Below are 18,822 nucleotides of genomic sequence, written 5' to 3' on the forward strand. Positions count from 1 at the left end.
CCCGTGTAGACCGGCCCCATGATCCGCTACGCCCTGCATTGCGATCACGCCCACCCGTTCGAGGCCTGGTTCGGCTCGTCCTCGGACTATGACGACCAGGCGGCGCGCGGACTGGTCGAATGCCCGTTTTGCGGCTCGCGTGCCGTGTCGAAACAGATCATGGCCCCCGCCGTCGCCGGAACGAAACGATCCGACGCCTCGCCCGAGATGGCCGCCAAACTCCAGACCATGATGATGGACGCCGCCCGCGAGGTCCGCGCCCACGTCGAGCAGAATTTCGACTATGTCGGCGACACCTTCGCCCGCGAGGCCCGCGCCATCCATGAAGGCACGACCGAAAAGCGCGAGATCTACGGCGAGGCCACCCCCACCGAGGTCAAGGCCCTGAAGGCCGACGGCGTCCCCTGCGCCCCCCTCCCCGCCGCCCCGCCCGATCCGGCCAAGATCAACTGACGTGAGCGCAGGCGGGGATCACTACGCCGAACACGATCCGCCGGCCTCGCTGCGGCCCTTCGTGCGCACCATCTGGACCTATGCCTCGCCGAACCCGTCCGGGGGCGTGCAGCGGATCGCGCCGGACGGCTGTCCCGAACTGATCCTCGACATCGGTTCGCCGTACGAGGAGGCGGGCGAGGACGGCGTCTTCCGCCTCCAGCCAGGGGCTCTGTTCGCGGGCCAGATGACCCGGCCCCTGGCCCTGCGGCCGGTCGGTCCGGTCGAACTGGTGGCCGTCCGGTTCGAGCCCGACGGCGCCCGCGACTGGCTGGGCCATTCGGCGCATCTGGCCGTGGATCGCCGTCTCGACATGACCGGGCGGCTGGCGGGTGTCACCGCCCCGGCAGGCGATCCGCAGGGACAGGTCGCCGTCATGGTCGCCGTGCTGGAGGCGGACCGTCGCGAACACGGCTGGACGATCGACCCCCTGATCCGCGCCGAGGTCGATGCCGCCCATGCAGAGGCGCCGACCCTCGCCCGCGCCCCTGCCGAACAGCGCGCGCTCCAGCGCCGGTTCCGCGATCGCGTCGGCATCTCTCCCCGTGAACTGAGGTCGATCCTGCGTTTCCGGCGGGTATTCGACCACGCCGCCGATCCGTCATCGGATCCCATGCCCTGGCTCGAGGCGGGTCTGGAGGCCGGCTATTTCGACCAGCCCCAGATGGCGCGCGACTTCCGGCGATATCTGGGCTGCACCGCCACCGACTGGGCGCGCGACCAGGTCGAACTGGCCCGCCGCCTGGCGTCGCAATCCTACAAGCCCTCGCCCCATTCGCCGCTCTAGGGTCGGTCCATACCGATGGAGACCGCCATGCTGACCGCCCTGCTGACCGCCGCCCTGATCCAGATCGCCACACCGGCACCCGCGCCGTCGCCCGACCTCTCGTGGATGGCGGGCTACTGGCTGGACTGTTCCGGCGGCGGCGAGGTGTCCGAGACCTGGAGCGATCTGCGCGCCGGGCTGATGGTCGGCCATGCGGTCACGATCTCGGCGCGGGGGCGTCCGTCGTTCGAGGTCTCGCACATCGTTCCGACGCCCGAGGGTCTCGCCTATGTGGCCCAGCCGAACGGCGCGCCGCCGACCCGCTTCGTACTGATCGAGAGCGGTGCGAACCGGGCGGTGTTCGAGAACGCCGCGAACGACTTCCCGACGCGCATCCTCTATGAGCGGGCCGGTGACGCCCTGTATGCCCGGATCGAGGGCACGATCGGTGGTGAGGCGCGGAGCATGGCATGGACCTTCGAGGCGAAACCCCTGAACACCCGCTGCCCGCGCTGATCTGGCGACCGATGGCCGAAGGCGACCTCGACGCGGTCGCCGACATCGCCCTGATCGGGTTTCCCGATCATTTCGAGGACCGGGACTGTTTCGCGAACCGGCTGGCCCTCTGGCCCCGGGGTTGTTTCGTCCTGGCCGACGCCGGGGACAGGCCGCTCGGCTATCTGGTCGCCTATCCGTGGCGAGAGGACCAGGCCCCGGCGCTGAACGCCCTGATCGCCGCCATCCCCGACGATGCGGCGGTGATGTATCTGCATGACCTCTGCCTGCACCCCGAAGCGCGGGGGCAGGGCTCGACGGGTCAGATCGTCGAGCGGCTGGCCGATCAGGCGCAGGCGCAGGGCTGGCCCGCCCTGGCCCTGGTCGCCGTCAATGACGCGACCGGCTTCTGGGCTCGGCACGGCTTTGCGGTGCGCGAAAGCCCGGCGATCGCGGCAAAGCTGGCCGGATACGGGTCTGACGCCCGCTACATGATCCGGCCGCTCTGAGCCCTTCAGGTCAGCTGCGGGTCCAGCCCTTGGTGGCCATGCAGTCGCGGAAGGCGTCGGACCCCTGGCCCTGATAGCGGGGGGCGGCGCGGCATTCGCTGCGGGCGGCGTCGAACGGCTGGGCGTTCTCGCCGTGCCAGGCCATGTCATCGTGATCGGCGTCGATCACCGTGATGCAGGCCGAGGTCGCCAGGGCGGCGGCCGCGACGGCGGAAAGGATCAGAAGGCGTTTCATGGCGGTGGTCCGGTTCAGAGAGAGCGATATCTGCTGTCTCTCACCGCCCACGGCCGCCTGTCCCGTTACAAGACCGCAACCTGGATGAATTCGCCGTAAGCCTTGGCCGATCAGGTCGCGGGTCGTGGCGGGGGCAGGGCCGAGCAGTCGGGCTGCGGCCCCGGCGGGATGGGCACGCCGCCGATGGCGACCCAGCGCCCGGTCCAGCCGCCCGTGTCGCCGGCCGGCTTGGGCCAGGCCGTCGCCTTGACCGTAGGAGGCACGGCGGCGTCCAGCGTCGCATTGCCCGAGGGCCGCACGACGATCACCTCGACGACCCGCAGGGAATCGCTCTCCCAGCGCGCACAGACACCGACCACACCGGCCAGGCGCGGGGCCTGCTGGATCTCCTCGACGGACTGGGACGCCAGCGACGCCGCCATCAGAATTTCGATCATGCCGCCTGACCTCTTGTCGCGATCATCATATAGTTGATGGCCGCATCGTCGCCCTCGCTCCACCGCCCCGTCAAGGGATCGAGCGACAGGCCGAACGGCCCCGACACCGCCACGGGCTCTGCCGACAGCATCAGCCGGATCTCGTCGGGCTTGAGGAACTGTCGCCAGTCGTGCGTCCCCGGCGGCACCCAGCCCAGCACATATTCCGCCGCGATCTTGCCCAGGGCCAGCGACTTCAGGGTTCGGTTCAGCGTCGCCACGATCAACATTCCGCCGGGCTTCACCAGCCGCGAACAACTGCGCAGGAAGGCCTCGGGATCGGCCACATGCTCGACCACCTCCATGGTCAGGACGACGTCGAACGGGCCCGCGCCCTCGTCTTCCATCTGCTCCACGGTCGCGGACCGATAGGCGATGTCCAGTCCCTGCGGCTCCGCATGAGCCCGCGCCGTGCCGATGTTTTCGGCCGAGGCGTCGATGGCGGTGACCGCGAACCCCATTCGCGCCATCGGCTCGGCCAGCAGCCCGCCGCCGCACCCGACGTCGATCAGGCTCAGCCCCTCGAACGGTGCCCTGCCCCGCGTATTGCGCCCGAAATGGGCACCCACCCGGTCGCGCACGAAGGCCAGTCGGGCCGGGTTGAACCGGTGCAGCGGCGCGAATGGCCCCCGCTCGTCCCACCATTCGGCCGCCTGGGCCGAGAACCGCGCCACATCGGCCGGATCGATCGAGGGCCCGGCGGCGGTGTCGGCATTCAGGATCTGTGCGTCGCTCATCCCCGACGCCTCGCGCCGATCCGTCCGGGGGTCAAGCGTCGCGGCGTCGCAAGTCCCGTTCGGGGCCCGGTCACGCGATCTGATCGCCCCTTCCAGCAAAGCTGCGTTGTGAACCGCCCCTCGCGCCGCTAGAAGGCCGCACGCCTTGACCCCAAACGCCCGGAGCGGCTCCAGACCGATGACCACGCCTGCGACCACACGACTGGTGATGAAGTTCGGCGGCACCTCGATGGGCGACCTCGAGCGTATCCGTAGAGCGGCCCGTATCGTCGCGGCCGAGGTCAAGTCGGGCAAACAGGTCGCCGTGGTCGTCTCGGCCATGGCTGGCAAGACCAACGAACTGGTCGCCTGGACTGACGGCGCGGGCCCCGCCGCGCCGGGCCTGCCGCTCTCGGACGACGAATACGACGTCGTCGTCGCCTCGGGCGAACAGGTGACGGCGGGTTTGCTGTCCTTGACCCTGAGGAACATGGGCCTGAACGCGCGCAGCTGGATGGGCTGGCAGATTCCGATCATCACCGATGACGCCCACGGCCGGGCCCGGATCGAGGACGTGCCGGGCGAGGTGCTGGGCGCCGCCATGGATCTGGGCGAGATCGCCGTCATCCCCGGCTTCCAGGGCGTGACCCCGGGCGGCCGGATCACGACGCTGGGCCGGGGCGGTTCGGACACATCGGCGGTCGCGGTGGCGGCGGCGCTGGAGTGCCCGTGCGACATCTATACCGACGTGGACGGCGTCTATACGACCGACCCGCGCATCGAGAAGAAGGCCACCAAGCTGAACCGCGTCTCTTACGAAGAGATGCTGGAGATGGCCTCCCTGGGCGCCAAGGTGCTCCAGACCCGGTCAGTCGAACTGGCCATGGCCAAGCGCGTGCCCGTGCGCGTGCTGTCGAGCTTCGTCGAACCCGACGAGGACGGAAACCTGCCGGTCGGCGCCGGTACATTGATCTGTGACGAGGAAGACATCGTGGAAAAGCGCATCGTATCGGGCGTGACCGTCAGCCGCGACGAGGCCCGGATCACCCTGCTGGGCCTGTCGGACCGCACCGATGCCCCGGCCGACGTCTTCACCCGCCTGGCCGAGGCCAACGTCAACGTCGACATGATCGTCCAGTCTCAGGCCCGCACCGAGGGCGCGGTCAACCTGACCTTCACGACTGGCCGGCGCGACGCCGTCCGCGCCTCCGACCTGATGAAGGCGGCGCAGGCCGACATCCAGTTCGAGGAAATCCGCGTCGACGCCGACGTCGCCAAGGTCTCGGTCATTGGCGTGGGCATGCGCAGCCACGCCGGCGTGGCCCAGACCATGTTCAAGGCCCTGGCCGATAAGGGCGTGAAGTTCCAGGCCATCTCGACCTCCGAGATCAAGATCAGCGTCCTGATCGAGGACGCCTATGCCGAACTGGCCGTGCGCGCGCTGCACGCCGCCTACGGGCTGGACGCGCTCTAGGGCGACGTCGAGGTTCGACATCCGCGACGGCTAGAACCAGCCGGCCTGTTTCAGCACCGCGCCATGGCTTCGACTGACCGGCACCTTGAGTCCGCCAACGAGTTGCGCCTCGCCCGCGCCGCGCCGCCATCGCACGGCCTCCACCGCCTCGGCGGCCACCCACCATGACCGGTGGACCCGCCATCCATGGGCCTGGGCCAGCTCTTCCAGGGCGTCGGCCAACCGCAGGGTGATCAGCTCCTCGCCCGCGTCGGTGTGGACCCTGAGATAATGGTCGTGAGCCTCGATGGCGATCAGACGGGCCCCGCGCCGTCTGGCGGACAGGCGTCGCCTGAACACCGCCTCGGCCTCGGGCAGGGGCGGGGCGATGATGGTTCGCGTCTCGATCCGTGTCGGCCGCCGCCGCCAGACCAGGGCCCTCACCGCCATGACCGCCAGCACGATCGGCCACACCTGCCAGAGCAGGTCCAGAAACACCGCCCAGCCGAACGGCTGCCCCATCAGCACGTTCTGGGTGGCCAGCACCAGCAGAGTGCCCGGCGGCGTGATCAGCAGCGAGACCAACGCCACCCGCCGCCACGTCACGCTCACGACCCGGCTCAACAGATCGTCCGCCGCCACCCCGATCAGCCCGCATCCGACCAGACAGATCGTCCAGTAGAGATAGCGCTGCACGACGGGCGCACTGTCGCTGTCGAAGGGCCCCAAGAATCCCATCAGCAGGCCGATGGCGGCCAGCATGCCGAGGTCGATGGCCCACCGCCGCGCCGTCGCAGATCCTGGCCTCTTCGCCTTGCCGTCCATGCCGTCCCGTTCGCGCACCCACGGCGCCGTTCGCGAAGTCAGGCCTAGCGACCCTCTGACTGCCTCGCAATGAGGTTGGGCGAAACCGCCAGCGAGGACTTCCCGTGCCCACCGTTCCCACGCCCCCGATCAGACCTCCGTTCCGCAAGATGTCCTTGTCCGCCGGCATCGGCTGGCTGATCCTTGCCCTGCTCTGCCTCGGGATCGCGGGCTATTCGGCGAAATATCTGATCCATCCGCCCCAGACGGCGGAACAGGCCTTGGGCAACCCGTCGGGCGTGCCGTTCATCTTCATCCACATCGCCGGAGCGGTCACGGCGCTGGTGCTGGGATCGCTGCAGTTCGTGCCCGTCCTGCGAAGGGGGCCACCCCATCGCTGGGTCGGTCGGGTCTATGTCGTGGGCTGTCTGGTCGGGGGCGCGGCGGGACTGGTGCTGGCTCCCGGATCGTTCGCAGGTCCGCTCGCCTCGGCGGGCTTTGGCAGCCTCGGCGTCATCTGGATCGCCGTGACCCTGATGGGTTGGCGCGCGGCCATGCAGGGCCGGTTCGTCGAGCATCGCCGCTGGATGATCCGTTCGTGGGCCCTGACGCTCGCCGCCGTCACCCTGCGGCTCTACCTGCCGCTGGTGCAGGTCCTCGATCTGCCCTTCCTGCCTTGGTACCGCGCCATCTCGTTTCTCGCCTGGGCCCCGAACCTGATCGCGGCGGAGCTCTGGCTGCGACGTCGCAGGCCAATCCCATCCCTCAAGATGACGCCCTGAGAAACGGCTCCAAGCCCCCTGTCTTCGAGCTCGATAAACACCCACGCCCCTGATCGGAAATGTCCATGTCCCTCACACCATTCGCCGCCAACCTGGCCGCGGCCATTGCCGCCGCCGCATCCCTCATCGCTCTTCCAGCGATGGCCCAGCTCCCCGGGGCCGATGTCGGCGCACGCCCGGACCCCGCTGCGGTCTGCCATGTCGGGGTCTATCGTCTGGATGACGGCAGCTGGGTGGATCTGGCGCCCAACGTCAATACGGGCCTGCGGTGGCGTCGGCTGGACGGGTCCACCAGCCGGATGGTCCAGAATGCCGACGGTCGCTGGGTCAGCACCCTGGGTTGGACCAACCGTGTCGAGGGCCCGCAGCCACAGCTCGGGACCTGTGCCGAGGACCGGATCGCGTTCGACGGCCGACCGGGCCGCCGTGTGGCGCTCGACGCGCAGGAGACGACCTTCGTCGGCCAGGACGGAACCCGTCTGAGGGGGCGACTGATCCTGCCGCCCGGCGACGGCCCCGTTCCCGTCATGGTCGAGGTCCACGGTTCCGAAGGCTCCAATGCGCTGGATTTCAATGCCTTCCAGCGGTTCGCCCCTGCCTCGGGCGTCGGCGTCTTCGTCTATGCCAAACGGGGATCCGGCGGATCGGAAGGCAGATATACCCAGGACTTCCATGTCCTCGCCGAAGACGCCGCAGCGGCCGTGATCGAGGCCCGTCGGCTGGCCGGCGCGCGCGCGGGCCGGGTCGGCCTGCATGGCGCAAGCCAGGGCGGATGGGTCGCGCCGCTCGCCGCCAGCCTGACGCCCGTCGATTTCGTCACCGTCGGCTTCGGTCTGGCCTATGGCGTGCTCTCTGAGGACGGTGATCAGGTCATTCAGGACCTCAAGGCCAAGGGCTGGGGCCCCGACGTGCTGGCCAGGGCCCGCGAGATCACCGAGGTCACCGGCGCATTCGTCGCCTCACGGGGCGCAGTCGGCTTCGACGGTCTGGAGGCGGTCCGCGCCCGGTATCGCGCCGAGCCCTGGTTCGCCGACATCAAGGGCGAGTTCACCGGCATGCTGCTGAATACGCCCAATGCACAGATCACCGCCATGGCCCCTCAACTGGATGTCGGGACATCGTGGGACTACGACCCCCTGCCCGTGCTCGTCAGCCTGAACACCCCGATGCTGTGGATCCAGGCCGAGAAGGACACCGGCGCGCCGCCGGACGCCACGCGCCGCCGACTGATCGCCCTGTCGGCCCAGGGACGCCCGATCACCCTGCTGGAATATCCCGACACCGATCACGGCATCGTCCGGTTCGAGACCGGTCCCGACGGCCGCCGTACGTCGCTCGGCTATGCGCCCGGCTATTATCAGGCCGTGCTGGACTGGGCGCGGGCGGGACGGCTGGAGGGCGACTACGGCGACGGTCGCATCCTTGCCCGGGCGACGACGCGGCAGTAGCGCCCCCTGGGGTCGGCGGTCGTCCCCCCCCCCACGCCGGACGGTCAACACCGCGCGCCGTGGGGCAACGCGCGGCGTGTGGGTCTCTCCAGGGCTCCAAGGCGGTCCCCCGACACCCCAGAAGCCCTGTCGGGCGCATTCCAGCGCCGCGTGAGAGACGATCCACGAGACCGTCCGGCCGGGCGTCAGGAACGCCCTGTCATCGGCGATAGAACAAAGATTTTCGGCTCGCCACTGGACACTTTTGGGACGGTTGTCGATGAGGGACGGCGTATGAGCGCGGCGACCGAGACAGCGATGACACCCCCGACCGGACAGGTCCATCTGAGGCCCGGTTTCGACGCCGCCATGCGTCATTCGACCCATGCGCCCCTGGCCCTGCTGGATCGTGATCCGGGCTTCTATCGCTGCATCGGCGACATACCGACCTATGCGCTCGGGGTCCTGGCCCTGTATCTGCATTCGACCGACCGGCTGTACCACCGGGGCTTGCAGGAGGCGGCGCGGGATCTGTTCAGCGCCGGGCGGGCCAGCGCCATCCTGGCCCGGATGCAGGGTGCAGGGCTGATCGTGCCCATCGACCCGTTTCAGCGCGGGCGACAGCGGCGCTATGTCCCCGCTCCGGCCATGGTCGAGGCCTTTCGCGCCTGTTACCGGGTCGAGCTGCAAAGCCTGGCCCTGATCGACGCCCGGGTCGCGCCGATGGTCGCGGCCTATGACCGCTCCGACGTCTTTGACCGCATCGTCGCCTTTCTGGCCGGCCGCCATCTGGCCGCGCCTGCCCTGGATCAGGAGCTGATCGATCCGCTGGGCGGCGTCGGGCGGCGATCGATGGGGCTGATGTGCGCCTATGCCCTGGCCGAGGCGGCGTTCGCAGACGGCCGGGCGGCACCGGAGGGCACCGTCGCCGTCAACACCTCGGCTCTCGCACGGCGGCTGGGGGTGTCGCGCACCCATGTCCGGCGGGTGCTGGCCACGCTGCGGGACGCGGGCCTGATCGCCGACGGGCCGGCGTCCGACCGGCTGGTCCTGACCCCGGCCTTCGCGGAGGGCTACCAGCTCTATTTCTACGGCATGTTCAGCATCCTGCTGGCCGCCGTCGGGTGTCTGGACGCCTGAGGGGCGGCCGCTCAGGCTGCAGCCCGCCGGTAACCGCCCGTCATTCGGTCTCCGCCCGTGGATCGGCTATAGCGAGCGTCACACCTGCGGCCTATCTTGGTCGCTCATCACGGGAGGCGGGATGCCGGTAGGCGGCGGATTGACGACGAGGGGGCCGCGCAACCTCCTGCGCCAGATCCGCGAGGCCATGGCCGGGGCGGCTCCGGCCCAGGAGCGGCTGGACCGCGTCGTGCGCACCATCGCCCAGTCGATGGTCGCCGAGGTCTGTTCCATCTATCTGCGGCGCGGCTCGGGCGAGCTTGAGCTGTTCGCCACCCACGGCCTGAACGCCGCCGCCGTCCACGAGACCCGGCTGCGCCCCGGCGAGGGTCTGGTCGGCGAGGTGGCCCGGATGGCCGAGCCGATCAGCCTGTCGGACGCCCCGTCCCACCCGTCCTTCGCCTATCGGCCGGAGACGGGCGAAGACCCCTATCACGCCTTCCTCGGCGCGCCCCTGCTGCGCGGCGGACGGGCCATCGGGGTGCTGGTGGTCCAGAACCGGGCCGAGCGGCGCTACGACCCCGACGAGGTCGAGGACATCCAGACCATCGCCATGGTCCTGGCCGAGACGGTGGCCAGTGGCGAACTGATGGCCCAGGAGGAGCTGCGCGACGTCGAGGTCGCGCCGCACCGCCCCGAACGGCTCAAGGGCCAGAAGTTCGCCGACGGCCTGGCGTTCGGCCACGTCATCCTGCACGAGGCGCCGCTCGCGCCCGAAAAGCTGCTCTCCGCCGATCCGGTGCTGGAGGAGATGAAGCTCAACCTGGCCCTGGCCGATCTCAAGGCCGGGATCGACGCCCTGCTGGAAGGGGGGCAGGGCAAGCTGGCCGGCCAGTCGTTCGAGGTGCTGGAAACCTATCGGATGTTCGCCGACGACCGGGGCTGGAACCGGTCGCTGCTGGAGACGGTGCGCTCCGGCCTGACCGCCGAGGCCGCCGTCGACCGGGTCAGGAACGAACACCGCGCCCGCTTCGCCAAGGCGAGAGACCCCTACATCAAGGAGCGGCTGCACGACTTCGAGGACCTGGCCAACCGGCTGTTGCGGGTGCTGGCGGGCGACAGTCCGGGCGGCCGCGTCCTGCCCGACGACGCCATCCTGGTGGCCCGGAACCTCGGCCCCGCCGATCTGCTGGAGTACCCGCGCGAGACGCTCAAGGGCCTGCTGATCGAGGAAGGCTCGGCCGCCAGCCACGCCGCCATCGTCGCCCGGGCGCTGGGCATCCCCTGCGTGGGCCGACTGCCCGGCCTGCGCGACCGGCTCAGCGAAGGCGACCTCGTCATCGTCGATGGCGAGACCGGCGAGGCCCACCTGCGGCCCCGCCCGGACATGCTGGAATCCGTCCAGTCGCGCATGGCCGTGCGCAGCGAGCGCCAGGCCGAGTTCGCCAAGCTGAAGGCTGTGCCCGCCGTCACCGCCGACGGCCAGCGGATCACCCTGCTGACCAACGCCGGCCTGGCCGTCGACCTCGACAACCTCGACCTCGTCGGCGCCGAGGGCATCGGCCTGTTCCGCACCGAGTTCCAGTTCATGGTGTCCGAGGAGTTGCCCCGGCTCGACACCCAGACGGCGCTCTACAGGCTGGTGCTGGACGCCGCCGGCGACCGGCCTGTCACCTTCCGCACCCTCGACATCGGGGGCGACAAGGTCCTGCCCTATATGGAGACCACCGAGCGGGAGGAGAACCCGGCGCTGGGCCGCCGCGCCATCCGCCTGGGCCTCGACCGCCCCGCCCTGCTGAGGCTCCAGCTGCGGGCGCTTCTGGCCGCCGGGGCCGGGCGCGAGCTGCGCGTCATGTTCCCCATGATCGCCACGGTCGAGGAGTTCCGCGCGGCCCGCGAACTGATGGACGTCGAGTGCCAGTGGGCCCGGCGTCGCGGACGCCCCCTGCCCGCCCTGTTGCGGGTCGGGGCCATGATCGAATGCCCGAGCCTGCTGTGGCACCTCGATGCGCTGCTGCCCCTGACCGACTTCGTCTCGGTCGGGACCAACGACCTTTTCCAGTACATGTATGCCGCCGACCGGACCAACCCTCTGGTCTCCGACCGCTACGACCCCCTGTCCCCTCCGGCTCTGCGTGCCTTGCAGACCATCCAGAAGGCCTGCGCCGAGACCGGGACCCCGGTGTCCGTCTGTGGCGAGCTGGCGGGACGGCCGCTGGAGGCCTTTGCCCTGATCACCTTGGGTTTCACCCGGCTGTCGGCACCGGCCGGTGGGGTGGGGCCGGTCAAGCGGATGATCCTGTCCGCCGACGTTGCCGCCGCCCGGCGCGGCATGACCAGCCTGCTGGGCTCATCGGCCGGTTCCATCCGCAACGAGATCGAAAGCCTGGCGCGGAAATTGAACGTCGCGATCTGAACCGTCCCGACCTGACACACGCGTCAGGGGAAAAGCGGACATGGCTAACAGATCGTTGATACGTCGATGCAAATGGGTTATCCACAAGACGGACGCGACGGGTTGGCGGGGGCTGATCCGGATGTCACACCGGACATGGTATCGACGGATGTGACGGCGACGAATGTGATTTCGTTTGCGTCCTGGTCGAGTACGGCGTCTCCGAACCCAACGGATTCGTCGGTAGTGGGGTCGGGCTTAATGGCGCTGGATACGGGAAACGTTCCCGACGAGTTTCGTGCTCATCCGGACTGGAAGGACCCCATGCCCTCCATCGCTGACGCCGCGACTCTGGGTGCCGGCCTGCGCGCGACTCGCGAGGCCTCGGGCCGGTCGCTGGCCGAATACTCCGTCATCACCCGCGTCCACACCCGCTTCCTCAAGGCGCTTGAGGAGGGCGACTTCTCGTCCCTGCCGTCGCGGGTCTTTTCCATCGGCTATGTGCGCGCCTATGCCGCCGCCCTGGGCCTGGACGAACAGCTGGCCGTCGAACGGTTCAAGCGCGAAAGCCCCGACGCCTCGGTGCCGCTTCAGGCACCGGTCGGCGTGGCCTTCGAGGACGTGCGCCGCTATTCGCCCCGGCTGATCGGGGCCGTGCTGGCTGTCGGTCTGGCCGTCGTCGGCTGGAACGTGTTCCAGCGCATCAACCTGATGCATGCCCCGGCCCCGTCCGACATCGCCGAGATCCCCGAAAGTTGGTCCCTGGGCCAGGTGCCCGGCCAGTCGGTGGTCGCCGTCGGTGCGCCGCGCCCGGCCCCGGCCGACCAGACCACCCCGACCCTGTACGTCACCCCGGGCCTGGAGGCCCAGTTGACCGGCGTCGATCCGACCGACCCCGCCGCCGTCGCGGCCGCTGCCGCAGCCCAGGCCGGACCGGTGCAGAAGGCCTTCAATCCGCGCGGAGCCATCTACGGTGCCGCCGCCACCGCCTCCCAGGTCGTGCTTCAGGCCAAGAAGGCCGGCCTGCTGGTCGTCTCGACCGCCAACGGTCAGGTCCTGTTCGCCCGCCAGATGGTCGCCGGCGAGGCCTGGCGCGCGCCGATCGACCTGGCCGCGACGGTGGACGTCTCCGACCCGGCCGCCTTCGACGTCTATCTGAACGGCGAGCACGGCGGCGCCCTTCCCGCGACCGTCAGCCCCCTGAGCCAGCTCAACGCCCGCGCCGCCGCCCTCGCCCGCCAGACCGCCGCCCAGGTCGAAGCCGCCCAGATCGCCGCTGCACGGGCTGCGGTGCAGACGCGAGCGTCGATCAATACGGCGGTGCAGGCGCAGTAGAAGGGGTTCGTGATTGGTCGGGTGGGTTTCAGGCACGCCAAACACCAGCCACAAACCACTAATCACTCTGCTTCGGTGTCATGGCCCCGCCACGATAAAGCGCCTATCTTGATGGCGTCATGAGCGCAGACCACTCCCACATCCGTCCTTGGCGTCATATCGAGCGCCGCAAGAGCCGCCAGATCATGGTGGGCAATGTGCCGGTCGGCGGCGGCGCGCCGATCAGCGTCCAGTCGATGACCAACACCCTGACGTCCGACGCCAACGCCACGATCGGCCAGATCCGCGAGCTGGAAGAGGCCGGGGCCGACATCGTCCGCGTCTCCTGCCCCGACGAGGACTCGACCGCCGCCTTCCGCACCATCGCCAAGGCCGCCAAGGTCCCGCTCGTCGCCGACATCCACTTCCACTACAAGCGCGGCATCGAGGCCGCCGAGGCCGGCGCCGCCTGCCTGCGCATCAATCCCGGCAATATTGGCAATGCCTCCCGCGTCCGCGACGTCATCCAGGCCGCCAAGGACCACGGCTGCTCGATGCGGATCGGCGTCAACGCCGGCTCGCTGGAGAAGGAGCTGCTGGAGAAATACGGCGAGCCCTGCCCCGACGCCATGGTCGAGAGCGCGCTCAACCACGCCCGCATCCTGCAGGACCACGACTTCCACGAGTTCAAGATCTCGGTGAAGGCCTCCGACCCCTTCCTGACCGTCGCCGCCTATCAGCAACTGGCCGAGGTCATCGACTGCCCGCTCCACCTCGGCGTCACCGAGGCCGGCCCGCTGCGCACGGGCACGATCAAATCCGCCATCGGCATGGGCAACATGCTGTGGGCGGGGATCGGCGACACCATCCGCGTCTCCCTCGCCGCCGACCCGGTCGAGGAGATCAAGGTCGGGTTCGACATCCTGAAGTCGCTCGGCCTGCGCCACCGCGGCGTCAACATCATCGCCTGCCCGTCCTGTGCGCGTCAGGGCTTCAACGTCATCGAGACGGTCGGCATCCTGGAAGAGAAGCTGGCCCACATCGCCACGCCGATGTCGCTGTCGATCATCGGCTGCGTCGTCAACGGGCCGGGCGAGGCGCTGTATACCGACGTCGGCTTCACCGGCGGCGGGGCGGGATCCGGCATGGTCTATCTGAACGGCAAGATCGCCCACAAACTGGCCAACGGCGAGATGGTCGATCACATCGTCAGCCTGGTCGAGGCCAAGGCCGCCGAACTGGACGCCGCCAAACTGGCCCTGGAAGCCGCCGAATAGGTCGTCAGACGTCCAGATCGACCGTAATGGGGCAGTGATCACTGGGCTGCTCCCAGGCGCGAACCGGCTCGTGGATCGTCGCCGACCCCGGCACCACCGACGGCGTCAGCCCCGGCGAGGTCCAGATGTGGTCGAGCCTCAGGCCCCGCTGCGACACCCTGAAATCCTGGGCGCGATAGCTCCACCACGAGGCCAGCTTCTGCGGCTCGGGAAAGGCGTCACGGACCACGTCGGCGAAACCGCCCGCCGCCTGAAGCCGGTTCAGCGTCTGGACCTCGCCCGGCGTGTGGCTGACCACCTTGGACATGTATTTATGGTTCCAGACGTCGAACTCGCTGGGCGCGATGTTGAAGTCGCCGCACATAAGCAGCCGCCGCGACCGGTCCTGACGCTCGACCGTCTCGGTCAGCTGCTCATAGAAATCCATCTTGTGGTCGAACTTGGCGTTCAGCTCCCGGTCGGGCAGGTCGCCGCCTGCCGGAATGTAGAAATTCTGGACATCGACCCCGGCGATCAGACCCGACACACACCGCGCGTGACCCAGCTTGCAGGCGCGAAATGTGTCGCTGTGTTCGATCGGCAGCTTCGAGGCGATGGCCACCCCGTGCCAGCCCTTCTGGCCCGCGATCTTCAGGTACGGCATTCCCATTTCGGCAAAGGCGTTCCTGGGAAACTGGTCCTCCAGGCATTTGATTTCCTGCAGGCACAGGACATCGGTCCCACTCTCGGCCACGAACCGCGCGACCTGGTCGATGCGCAGGCGGACCGAGTTGATGTTCCAGGTGGCGATGCGCAGGGTCATGGCCCCGCTTCTAGCGGCCCGCCGCACCCGGCGCGACCCCGCGCGTATCGTCGCATGGAACGGGTTGGGCTCTCGACGGCTTTCGCTGCCGGGCGCAAGGTCGGCCCAGTCCCTTTGCACGCCCGGAGCCCCCCGATGACCGTCCTGATCCGTCCCGAAGGCCAGACCGCCGACGACCTGAAATTCTCGCGCCGGACCCTGGGGGTCGGTGCCGTGGGCGGCCTGTTCTTCAGCGGATACGCCGTCGCCGCCCTGGCCCAGAGCGCCACGCCGGTGGTCACGGACACGGCCGGGCTGGTCGCCGCTGACGTCACCTATCCGGCCCCGGACGGCTTCGCGCTTCCGGCCTATGTCGCCCGGCCCGAGGGCGCGGGACCCTTCCCGGTGGTCATCGTCGCGTCGGAGATCTTCGGCGTCCACGCCTATATCGAGGACATCTGCCGCCGCCTGGCCAAGGCGGGCTATGCCGCCGTCGCCCCGGCCTTCTTCGTCCGCGTCGCCGACCCGGCACCCCTGTCCGACTTCGCCCAGATCCGCACCATCGTCAGCCAGGCCAAGTACGAACAGGTCATGGGCGACGTCTCCGCCACCCTCGACTGGGTCGCCGCCCAGCCCTGGGCCACCGACAAGATCGGCATCACCGGCTATTGCTGGGGCGGCAAGGTCGTCTGGCAGGCCTGCGCCCGCTTCGACCAGATCGAGGCCGGCGTCGCCTGGTACGGTCAGCTGGCCCCGTCGCCGACCGCCACGCCGGAACAGATCGCGGCCGGCGCGCCCTGGCCCGTCGACCTGGCCAAGGACCTGAAGGCCCCCGTGCTGGGCCTGTACGGCGGTCAGGACCAGGGCATCCCCCTGACGGCCGTAGAGGCCATGAACGCGGCCCTCACCGCGGCCGGCAAGACCGACAGCCGCATCGACGTCTATCCCGACGCCCAGCACGGCTTCCACGCCGACTACCGCGCCAGCTACAACGCCGCCGACGCCGCCGACGGCTGGACCAAGCTGCTGGGCGTGTTCGAGGCGAGGCTAAAGTAGGCTTTTTCTTCTCCCGCGTAGCGGGGGAAGTGGCCCGGCGTCGAGCGAAGCGAGACCAGGGTCGATGGGGGTCGTCAGATTTCTTCGCCCCCTTCACACGACCCCCATCGTCGCTGCCTTCGCTACGCTCAGGGACGCGACACTTCCCCCGCTACGCGGGAGAAGAACAGGATCGGCTCCGGCTTGCCCGATCCGCCGACGCGCCCTATCCCCTGACCATGACCCGCGCGCCCCTGATCTGTCCGTCCATCCTGGCCAGCGACTTCGCCAAGCTGGGGGCGGAGGTCGCCGCCATCGAGGCGGCGGGGGCCGACTGGGTCCATGTCGATGTGATGGACGGCCATTTCGTGCCGAACATCACCATCGGCCCGGACGTGGTGAAGGCCCTGCGGCCGCACACCAGCCTGCCGTTCGACGTCCATCTGATGGTCGCGCCCGTCGATCCCTGGCTGGAGGCCTATCGCGAGGCCGGGGCCGACATCCTGACGGTCCACCCCGAGAGCGGGCCCCACCTGCACCGGACCCTGGGCCGCATCCGCCAGCTGGGGGCCAAGGCCGGTGTGGTGTTCAATCCGGGCACCCCGCTGGGCCTGCTGGAGGACGTCATCGACCTGGTCGATCTGGTGCTGATCATGTCGGTCAATCCGGGCTTCGGCGGCCAGGCGTTTATCGACGCGTCGTATCGCAAGATCGAACGGGCCCGCGCCTTGCTGGATGCGGCCGGGTCGCAGGCCCACCTCCAGGTCGACGGGGGCGTGACCGCAGCCAACGCGGCCGCCTGCGTCTCCGCCGGAGCCGACGCCCTGGTCGCCGGGACCGCCGTGTTCCGGGGCGGGCCTGACGCCTATGCCGCCAATATCGCGGCCCTGAAGGCCGTCTGAGATGGCCTTGAGCCCCTTCGCCCGCCGTGCGACGGAGGCCGAGGCCCCCCCGCCTGGGGCCATCCCCGGCCTGCGTGGGGCACCCGTCCGCACCCCCGTCCGCGCGGGAGGACCGCACACCGGCCCGACCCTGTGGCCCGCCATCGCCGGACGGCTGCTGACCCGCCAGATGTGGATCGAGCTCTATGGCCTGCCCGGCTATACGCTGACACTGAAGGGGGCCAAGGCCACCGCCTTCTCGGCGACGCCGCGCGATTTCCGTCCCGCCGACGCCCAGGTCGGCAAGGCCCTGCTGTCCGGTCGTGCGACCCTGGCGGGCTCGACGCTGGAGGTCGAGGCGGGCGGCGACGTCTGGGACCGGCCCTGTCCGACCAAGGCCTTCGCCGTCGATCTGCACGCCTTCGCCTGGCTGCCCGGCCTGATGACCCAGGGCGAGAAGGGCGCGCGCGAGGCCCTGCGGCTGACCCTGCTGTGGGCCGATCATTTCGCCCGCTGGTCGCCCTTCGCCTGGGGGCCCGAGATTCTGTCGCGGCGGGTGTTCAACCTGGCCTGCGCTGCGCGAAAGCTGGGCGGGGTCGCCACCGAGGCCGAGCGCCAGAGGCTGATCGACATCCTGGGCCGTCAGGCGCGCCAGCTGCTGCGACCGCCCGGTGGGCTGGCGGGCAAGGCCGAACGGATGGTCGCCGCCGCCGTAGCGGGCTGCGTCATCGCCGGACCCTCGGGGGCCTCGCTGCGCAAGCGTGCGATCCATGCCCTGGCCGGGGCCTTGCGGGCCACGGTGGCGGGCGACGGGGGCCATGCCTCGCGCAATCCCGAAGCGGGTCTGGCCCTGCTGCTGGACCTGCTGACGCTTGAAGACGCCCTGTCGCAGTTGTCGGAGACCTCGCCGGAGTCCATCGGCGGGGCGATCCAGCGGCTGACGGCGGCCCTGCGTGTCCAGACCCTGCCCGACGGACGGCTGACCAGTTTCCAGGGTGGCGGACCCAGCCAGGCGGCCCTCGTCGCAGCTGCGCGCGCCCACGACGACTGGTCCCCGACCGAGGCCGCCCGGGGCCCGATCGCTGGCAGCGTGGGCGGTCTGCGTCGTATCCACGGGGCCCTGCTGACCGTGGTGGCCGACACCGCCCGGCCCGCCCACGGGGCCTGGGGCGAGGCCGCCTGCGCCCAGCCGCTGGCGCTCGAGATCGCCTGTGGTCGTGACCGGATCGTCACCGGCTGCGGCTGGAGCCCCCGCGCTGCTGATCGCCAGGCCCTGCGCCTGACCCCCGGCCATTCGACCCTGACGCTCGGCGAACAGTCGCTGGGCGATCCCCTCGGCGGCTGGAAGGGCGAGTTGCTGGGCCCGCGCCTGATCGGTCGCCCGATCCACGTCGGTGCCGAACACCGCGAGGCCGAGGGTGCCGTCTGGCTGGAGATGGAACACGACGGCTGGGCCGTGCCCTTCGGCCTGCTGCACCAGCGCCGCCTCTATCTGGATCAGAGGCTGGACGAACTGCGCGCCGAGGAACGGCTGCATCCGGCCCCCAGCCATGTCGAGGGCGACGTCGTCCGCGCCATCGCCGCCCCCTATGCGGTGCGTTTCCATCTGGAGCCGGGGGTCCAGGCCTCGCTGGCCCGCGACCGTCGCTCGATCCTGTTGCGCGGCCATTCCGGCCGGGGCTGGTGGTTCAGGACCGACGGTCCCGACGTCGCGATCGAGCCCAGCGTCCATATCGACGAGGGCCTGACCCGACGCTCGCTCCAGATCGTGGTGCGCGGCTCGGCCCGCACCGACGCCGAGACCAAGATTCGCTGGAAGCTCAGCCCGGCGGGCGCGGCGGGCGATCCGGTCTGACGCGGGCTCG

The 18,822-nt window shown here is 69.8% G+C and carries 19 protein-coding genes; 14 read left to right on the plus strand and 5 right to left on the minus strand.

Features of this window, described 5'->3' with window-relative positions; genetic code table 11:
* The first annotated feature begins 18 nt into the window (after positions 1 to 18).
* Genes O5K39_RS03185 through O5K39_RS03200 form a run of 4 tightly spaced genes read left to right on the plus strand, consistent with a single transcriptional unit; the run spans position 19 to position 2,262 of the window.
* Positions 19 to 453: a DUF1178 family protein gene (locus O5K39_RS03185; protein ID WP_271145834.1), complete on the plus strand. Its 435-nt coding sequence runs from the start codon at positions 19 to 21 to the stop codon at positions 451 to 453.
* A gap of 1 nt (position 454) precedes the next feature.
* Positions 455 to 1,279, plus strand: coding sequence for a helix-turn-helix domain-containing protein (locus tag O5K39_RS03190; RefSeq protein ID WP_271145835.1), 825 nt, complete (start codon positions 455 to 457; stop codon positions 1,277 to 1,279).
* A gap of 27 nt (positions 1,280 to 1,306) precedes the next feature.
* On the plus strand, positions 1,307 to 1,774 hold the full coding sequence (locus O5K39_RS03195; RefSeq protein WP_271145836.1) for a DUF6265 family protein: 468 nt from the start codon (positions 1,307 to 1,309) through the stop codon (positions 1,772 to 1,774).
* Complete coding sequence (locus O5K39_RS03200; RefSeq protein WP_271145837.1) at positions 1,729 to 2,262, plus strand: GNAT family N-acetyltransferase; 534 nt, start codon at positions 1,729 to 1,731, stop codon at positions 2,260 to 2,262. Before O5K39_RS03195 ends, O5K39_RS03200 begins: the two co-directional genes overlap by 46 nt.
* A 10-nt stretch (positions 2,263 to 2,272) precedes the next feature.
* On the opposite strand, the gene O5K39_RS03205 is transcribed toward O5K39_RS03200, so the two are convergent.
* The 3 genes from O5K39_RS03205 to ubiG all read right to left on the minus strand — a co-directional run bounded on the left by O5K39_RS03205 (position 2,273) and on the right by ubiG (position 3,710).
* Positions 2,273 to 2,497 (minus strand): hypothetical protein, encoded by a 225-nt coding sequence (locus O5K39_RS03205; protein WP_271145838.1) that lies wholly within the window; start codon positions 2,495 to 2,497, stop codon positions 2,273 to 2,275.
* Positions 2,498 to 2,607: 110 nt separating this feature from the next.
* A complete protein-coding gene (locus O5K39_RS03210) occupies positions 2,608 to 2,934 on the minus strand; it encodes a hypothetical protein (protein ID WP_271145839.1) in 327 nt (108 codons plus the stop codon).
* Positions 2,931 to 3,710 (minus strand): bifunctional 2-polyprenyl-6-hydroxyphenol methylase/3-demethylubiquinol 3-O-methyltransferase UbiG, encoded by a 780-nt coding sequence (gene ubiG / locus O5K39_RS03215; protein WP_271145840.1) that lies wholly within the window; start codon positions 3,708 to 3,710, stop codon positions 2,931 to 2,933. The genes O5K39_RS03210 and ubiG overlap by 4 nt, the downstream gene beginning before the upstream one ends.
* A 178-nt stretch (positions 3,711 to 3,888) precedes the next feature.
* Between ubiG and O5K39_RS03220 the strand changes: the two genes are divergently transcribed.
* A complete protein-coding gene (locus tag O5K39_RS03220; RefSeq protein WP_271145841.1) occupies positions 3,889 to 5,163 on the plus strand; it encodes an aspartate kinase in 1,275 nt (424 codons plus the stop codon).
* 30 nt (positions 5,164 to 5,193) lie between these two features.
* Here the strand turns inward: O5K39_RS03220 and O5K39_RS03225 are convergent, their stop codons facing one another.
* Complete coding sequence (locus tag O5K39_RS03225; protein ID WP_271145842.1) at positions 5,194 to 5,985, minus strand: LytTR family DNA-binding domain-containing protein; 792 nt, start codon at positions 5,983 to 5,985, stop codon at positions 5,194 to 5,196.
* Positions 5,986 to 6,116: 131 nt separating this feature from the next.
* Here O5K39_RS03225 and O5K39_RS03230 point away from each other — a divergent pair, with 131 nt between their 5' ends.
* From O5K39_RS03230 to ispG, 6 genes are all read left to right on the plus strand, one after another.
* Positions 6,117 to 6,728: a DUF2306 domain-containing protein gene (locus tag O5K39_RS03230; protein WP_271145843.1), complete on the plus strand. Its 612-nt coding sequence runs from the start codon at positions 6,117 to 6,119 to the stop codon at positions 6,726 to 6,728.
* Between the two features lie 65 nt (positions 6,729 to 6,793).
* Positions 6,794 to 8,176 carry a CocE/NonD family hydrolase gene (locus O5K39_RS03235; RefSeq protein WP_271145844.1) on the plus strand — a complete coding sequence of 461 codons (1,383 nt, stop codon included), beginning with the start codon at positions 6,794 to 6,796 and terminating at the stop codon, positions 8,174 to 8,176.
* Between the two features lie 297 nt (positions 8,177 to 8,473).
* Positions 8,474 to 9,295 carry a helix-turn-helix domain-containing protein gene (locus tag O5K39_RS03240; protein WP_271145845.1) on the plus strand — a complete coding sequence of 274 codons (822 nt, stop codon included), beginning with the start codon at positions 8,474 to 8,476 and terminating at the stop codon, positions 9,293 to 9,295.
* A 121-nt stretch (positions 9,296 to 9,416) separates the two neighbouring features.
* The gene (ptsP, locus tag O5K39_RS03245) at positions 9,417 to 11,690 is read left to right on the plus strand and encodes a phosphoenolpyruvate--protein phosphotransferase (RefSeq protein WP_271145846.1); all 2,274 of its coding nucleotides are present in this window, start codon (positions 9,417 to 9,419) and stop codon (positions 11,688 to 11,690) included.
* 303 nt (positions 11,691 to 11,993) lie between these two features.
* A complete protein-coding gene (locus O5K39_RS03250) occupies positions 11,994 to 13,004 on the plus strand; it encodes a helix-turn-helix domain-containing protein (protein ID WP_271145847.1) in 1,011 nt (336 codons plus the stop codon).
* 119 nt (positions 13,005 to 13,123) lie between these two features.
* On the plus strand, positions 13,124 to 14,260 hold the full coding sequence (ispG, locus tag O5K39_RS03255; protein ID WP_271145848.1) for a flavodoxin-dependent (E)-4-hydroxy-3-methylbut-2-enyl-diphosphate synthase: 1,137 nt from the start codon (positions 13,124 to 13,126) through the stop codon (positions 14,258 to 14,260).
* A 4-nt stretch (positions 14,261 to 14,264) separates the two neighbouring features.
* On the opposite strand, the gene xth is transcribed toward ispG, so the two are convergent.
* Positions 14,265 to 15,062 (minus strand): exodeoxyribonuclease III, encoded by a 798-nt coding sequence (gene xth / locus O5K39_RS03260; protein WP_271145849.1) that lies wholly within the window; start codon positions 15,060 to 15,062, stop codon positions 14,265 to 14,267.
* Positions 15,063 to 15,197: 135 nt separating this feature from the next.
* Between xth and O5K39_RS03265 the strand changes: the two genes are divergently transcribed.
* The 3 genes from O5K39_RS03265 to O5K39_RS03275 all read left to right on the plus strand — a co-directional run bounded on the left by O5K39_RS03265 (position 15,198) and on the right by O5K39_RS03275 (position 18,812).
* Positions 15,198 to 16,097 (plus strand): dienelactone hydrolase family protein, encoded by a 900-nt coding sequence (locus O5K39_RS03265; RefSeq protein ID WP_271145850.1) that lies wholly within the window; start codon positions 15,198 to 15,200, stop codon positions 16,095 to 16,097.
* Between the two features lie 218 nt (positions 16,098 to 16,315).
* On the plus strand, positions 16,316 to 16,978 hold the full coding sequence (gene rpe, locus O5K39_RS03270) for a ribulose-phosphate 3-epimerase (RefSeq protein ID WP_271145851.1): 663 nt from the start codon (positions 16,316 to 16,318) through the stop codon (positions 16,976 to 16,978).
* Between the two features lie 7 nt (positions 16,979 to 16,985).
* Entirely contained in the window at positions 16,986 to 18,812 is a 1,827-nt protein-coding gene (locus O5K39_RS03275; protein ID WP_271145852.1) for a heparinase II/III family protein, read from the plus strand.
* Positions 18,813 to 18,822: the final 10 nt, after the last annotated feature.

It is taken from the genome of Brevundimonas sp. NIBR10 (genome assembly GCF_027912515.1).
Lineage (GTDB): Bacteria > Pseudomonadota > Alphaproteobacteria > Caulobacterales > Caulobacteraceae > Brevundimonas.

What these genes read in the sequence shown, in the direction of transcription:
- O5K39_RS03185 (WP_271145834.1), top strand. Translation starts at nt 19, where the DNA reads ATGATCCGCTACGCCCTGCATTGCGATCACGCCCACCCGTTCGAGGCC.
- O5K39_RS03195 (WP_271145836.1), top strand. Translation starts at nt 1,307, where the DNA reads ATGCTGACCGCCCTGCTGACCGCCGCCCTGATCCAGATCGCCACACCG.
- O5K39_RS03200 (WP_271145837.1), top strand. Translation starts at nt 1,729, where the DNA reads ATGGACCTTCGAGGCGAAACCCCTGAACACCCGCTGCCCGCGCTGATC.
- O5K39_RS03205 (WP_271145838.1), bottom strand. Translation starts at nt 2,497, where the DNA reads ATGAAACGCCTTCTGATCCTTTCCGCCGTCGCGGCCGCCGCCCTGGCG.
- O5K39_RS03210 (WP_271145839.1), bottom strand. Translation starts at nt 2,934, where the DNA reads ATGATCGAAATTCTGATGGCGGCGTCGCTGGCGTCCCAGTCCGTCGAG.
- ubiG (WP_271145840.1), bottom strand. Translation starts at nt 3,710, where the DNA reads ATGAGCGACGCACAGATCCTGAATGCCGACACCGCCGCCGGGCCCTCG.
- O5K39_RS03220 (WP_271145841.1), top strand. Translation starts at nt 3,889, where the DNA reads ATGACCACGCCTGCGACCACACGACTGGTGATGAAGTTCGGCGGCACC.
- O5K39_RS03230 (WP_271145843.1), top strand. Translation starts at nt 6,117, where the DNA reads ATGTCCTTGTCCGCCGGCATCGGCTGGCTGATCCTTGCCCTGCTCTGC.
- O5K39_RS03235 (WP_271145844.1), top strand. Translation starts at nt 6,794, where the DNA reads ATGTCCCTCACACCATTCGCCGCCAACCTGGCCGCGGCCATTGCCGCC.
- O5K39_RS03240 (WP_271145845.1), top strand. Translation starts at nt 8,474, where the DNA reads ATGACACCCCCGACCGGACAGGTCCATCTGAGGCCCGGTTTCGACGCC.
- ptsP (WP_271145846.1), top strand. Translation starts at nt 9,417, where the DNA reads ATGCCGGTAGGCGGCGGATTGACGACGAGGGGGCCGCGCAACCTCCTG.
- O5K39_RS03250 (WP_271145847.1), top strand. Translation starts at nt 11,994, where the DNA reads ATGCCCTCCATCGCTGACGCCGCGACTCTGGGTGCCGGCCTGCGCGCG.
- ispG (WP_271145848.1), top strand. Translation starts at nt 13,124, where the DNA reads ATGAGCGCAGACCACTCCCACATCCGTCCTTGGCGTCATATCGAGCGC.
- xth (WP_271145849.1), bottom strand. Translation starts at nt 15,062, where the DNA reads ATGACCCTGCGCATCGCCACCTGGAACATCAACTCGGTCCGCCTGCGC.
- O5K39_RS03265 (WP_271145850.1), top strand. Translation starts at nt 15,198, where the DNA reads ATGACCGTCCTGATCCGTCCCGAAGGCCAGACCGCCGACGACCTGAAA.
- rpe (WP_271145851.1), top strand. Translation starts at nt 16,316, where the DNA reads ATGACCCGCGCGCCCCTGATCTGTCCGTCCATCCTGGCCAGCGACTTC.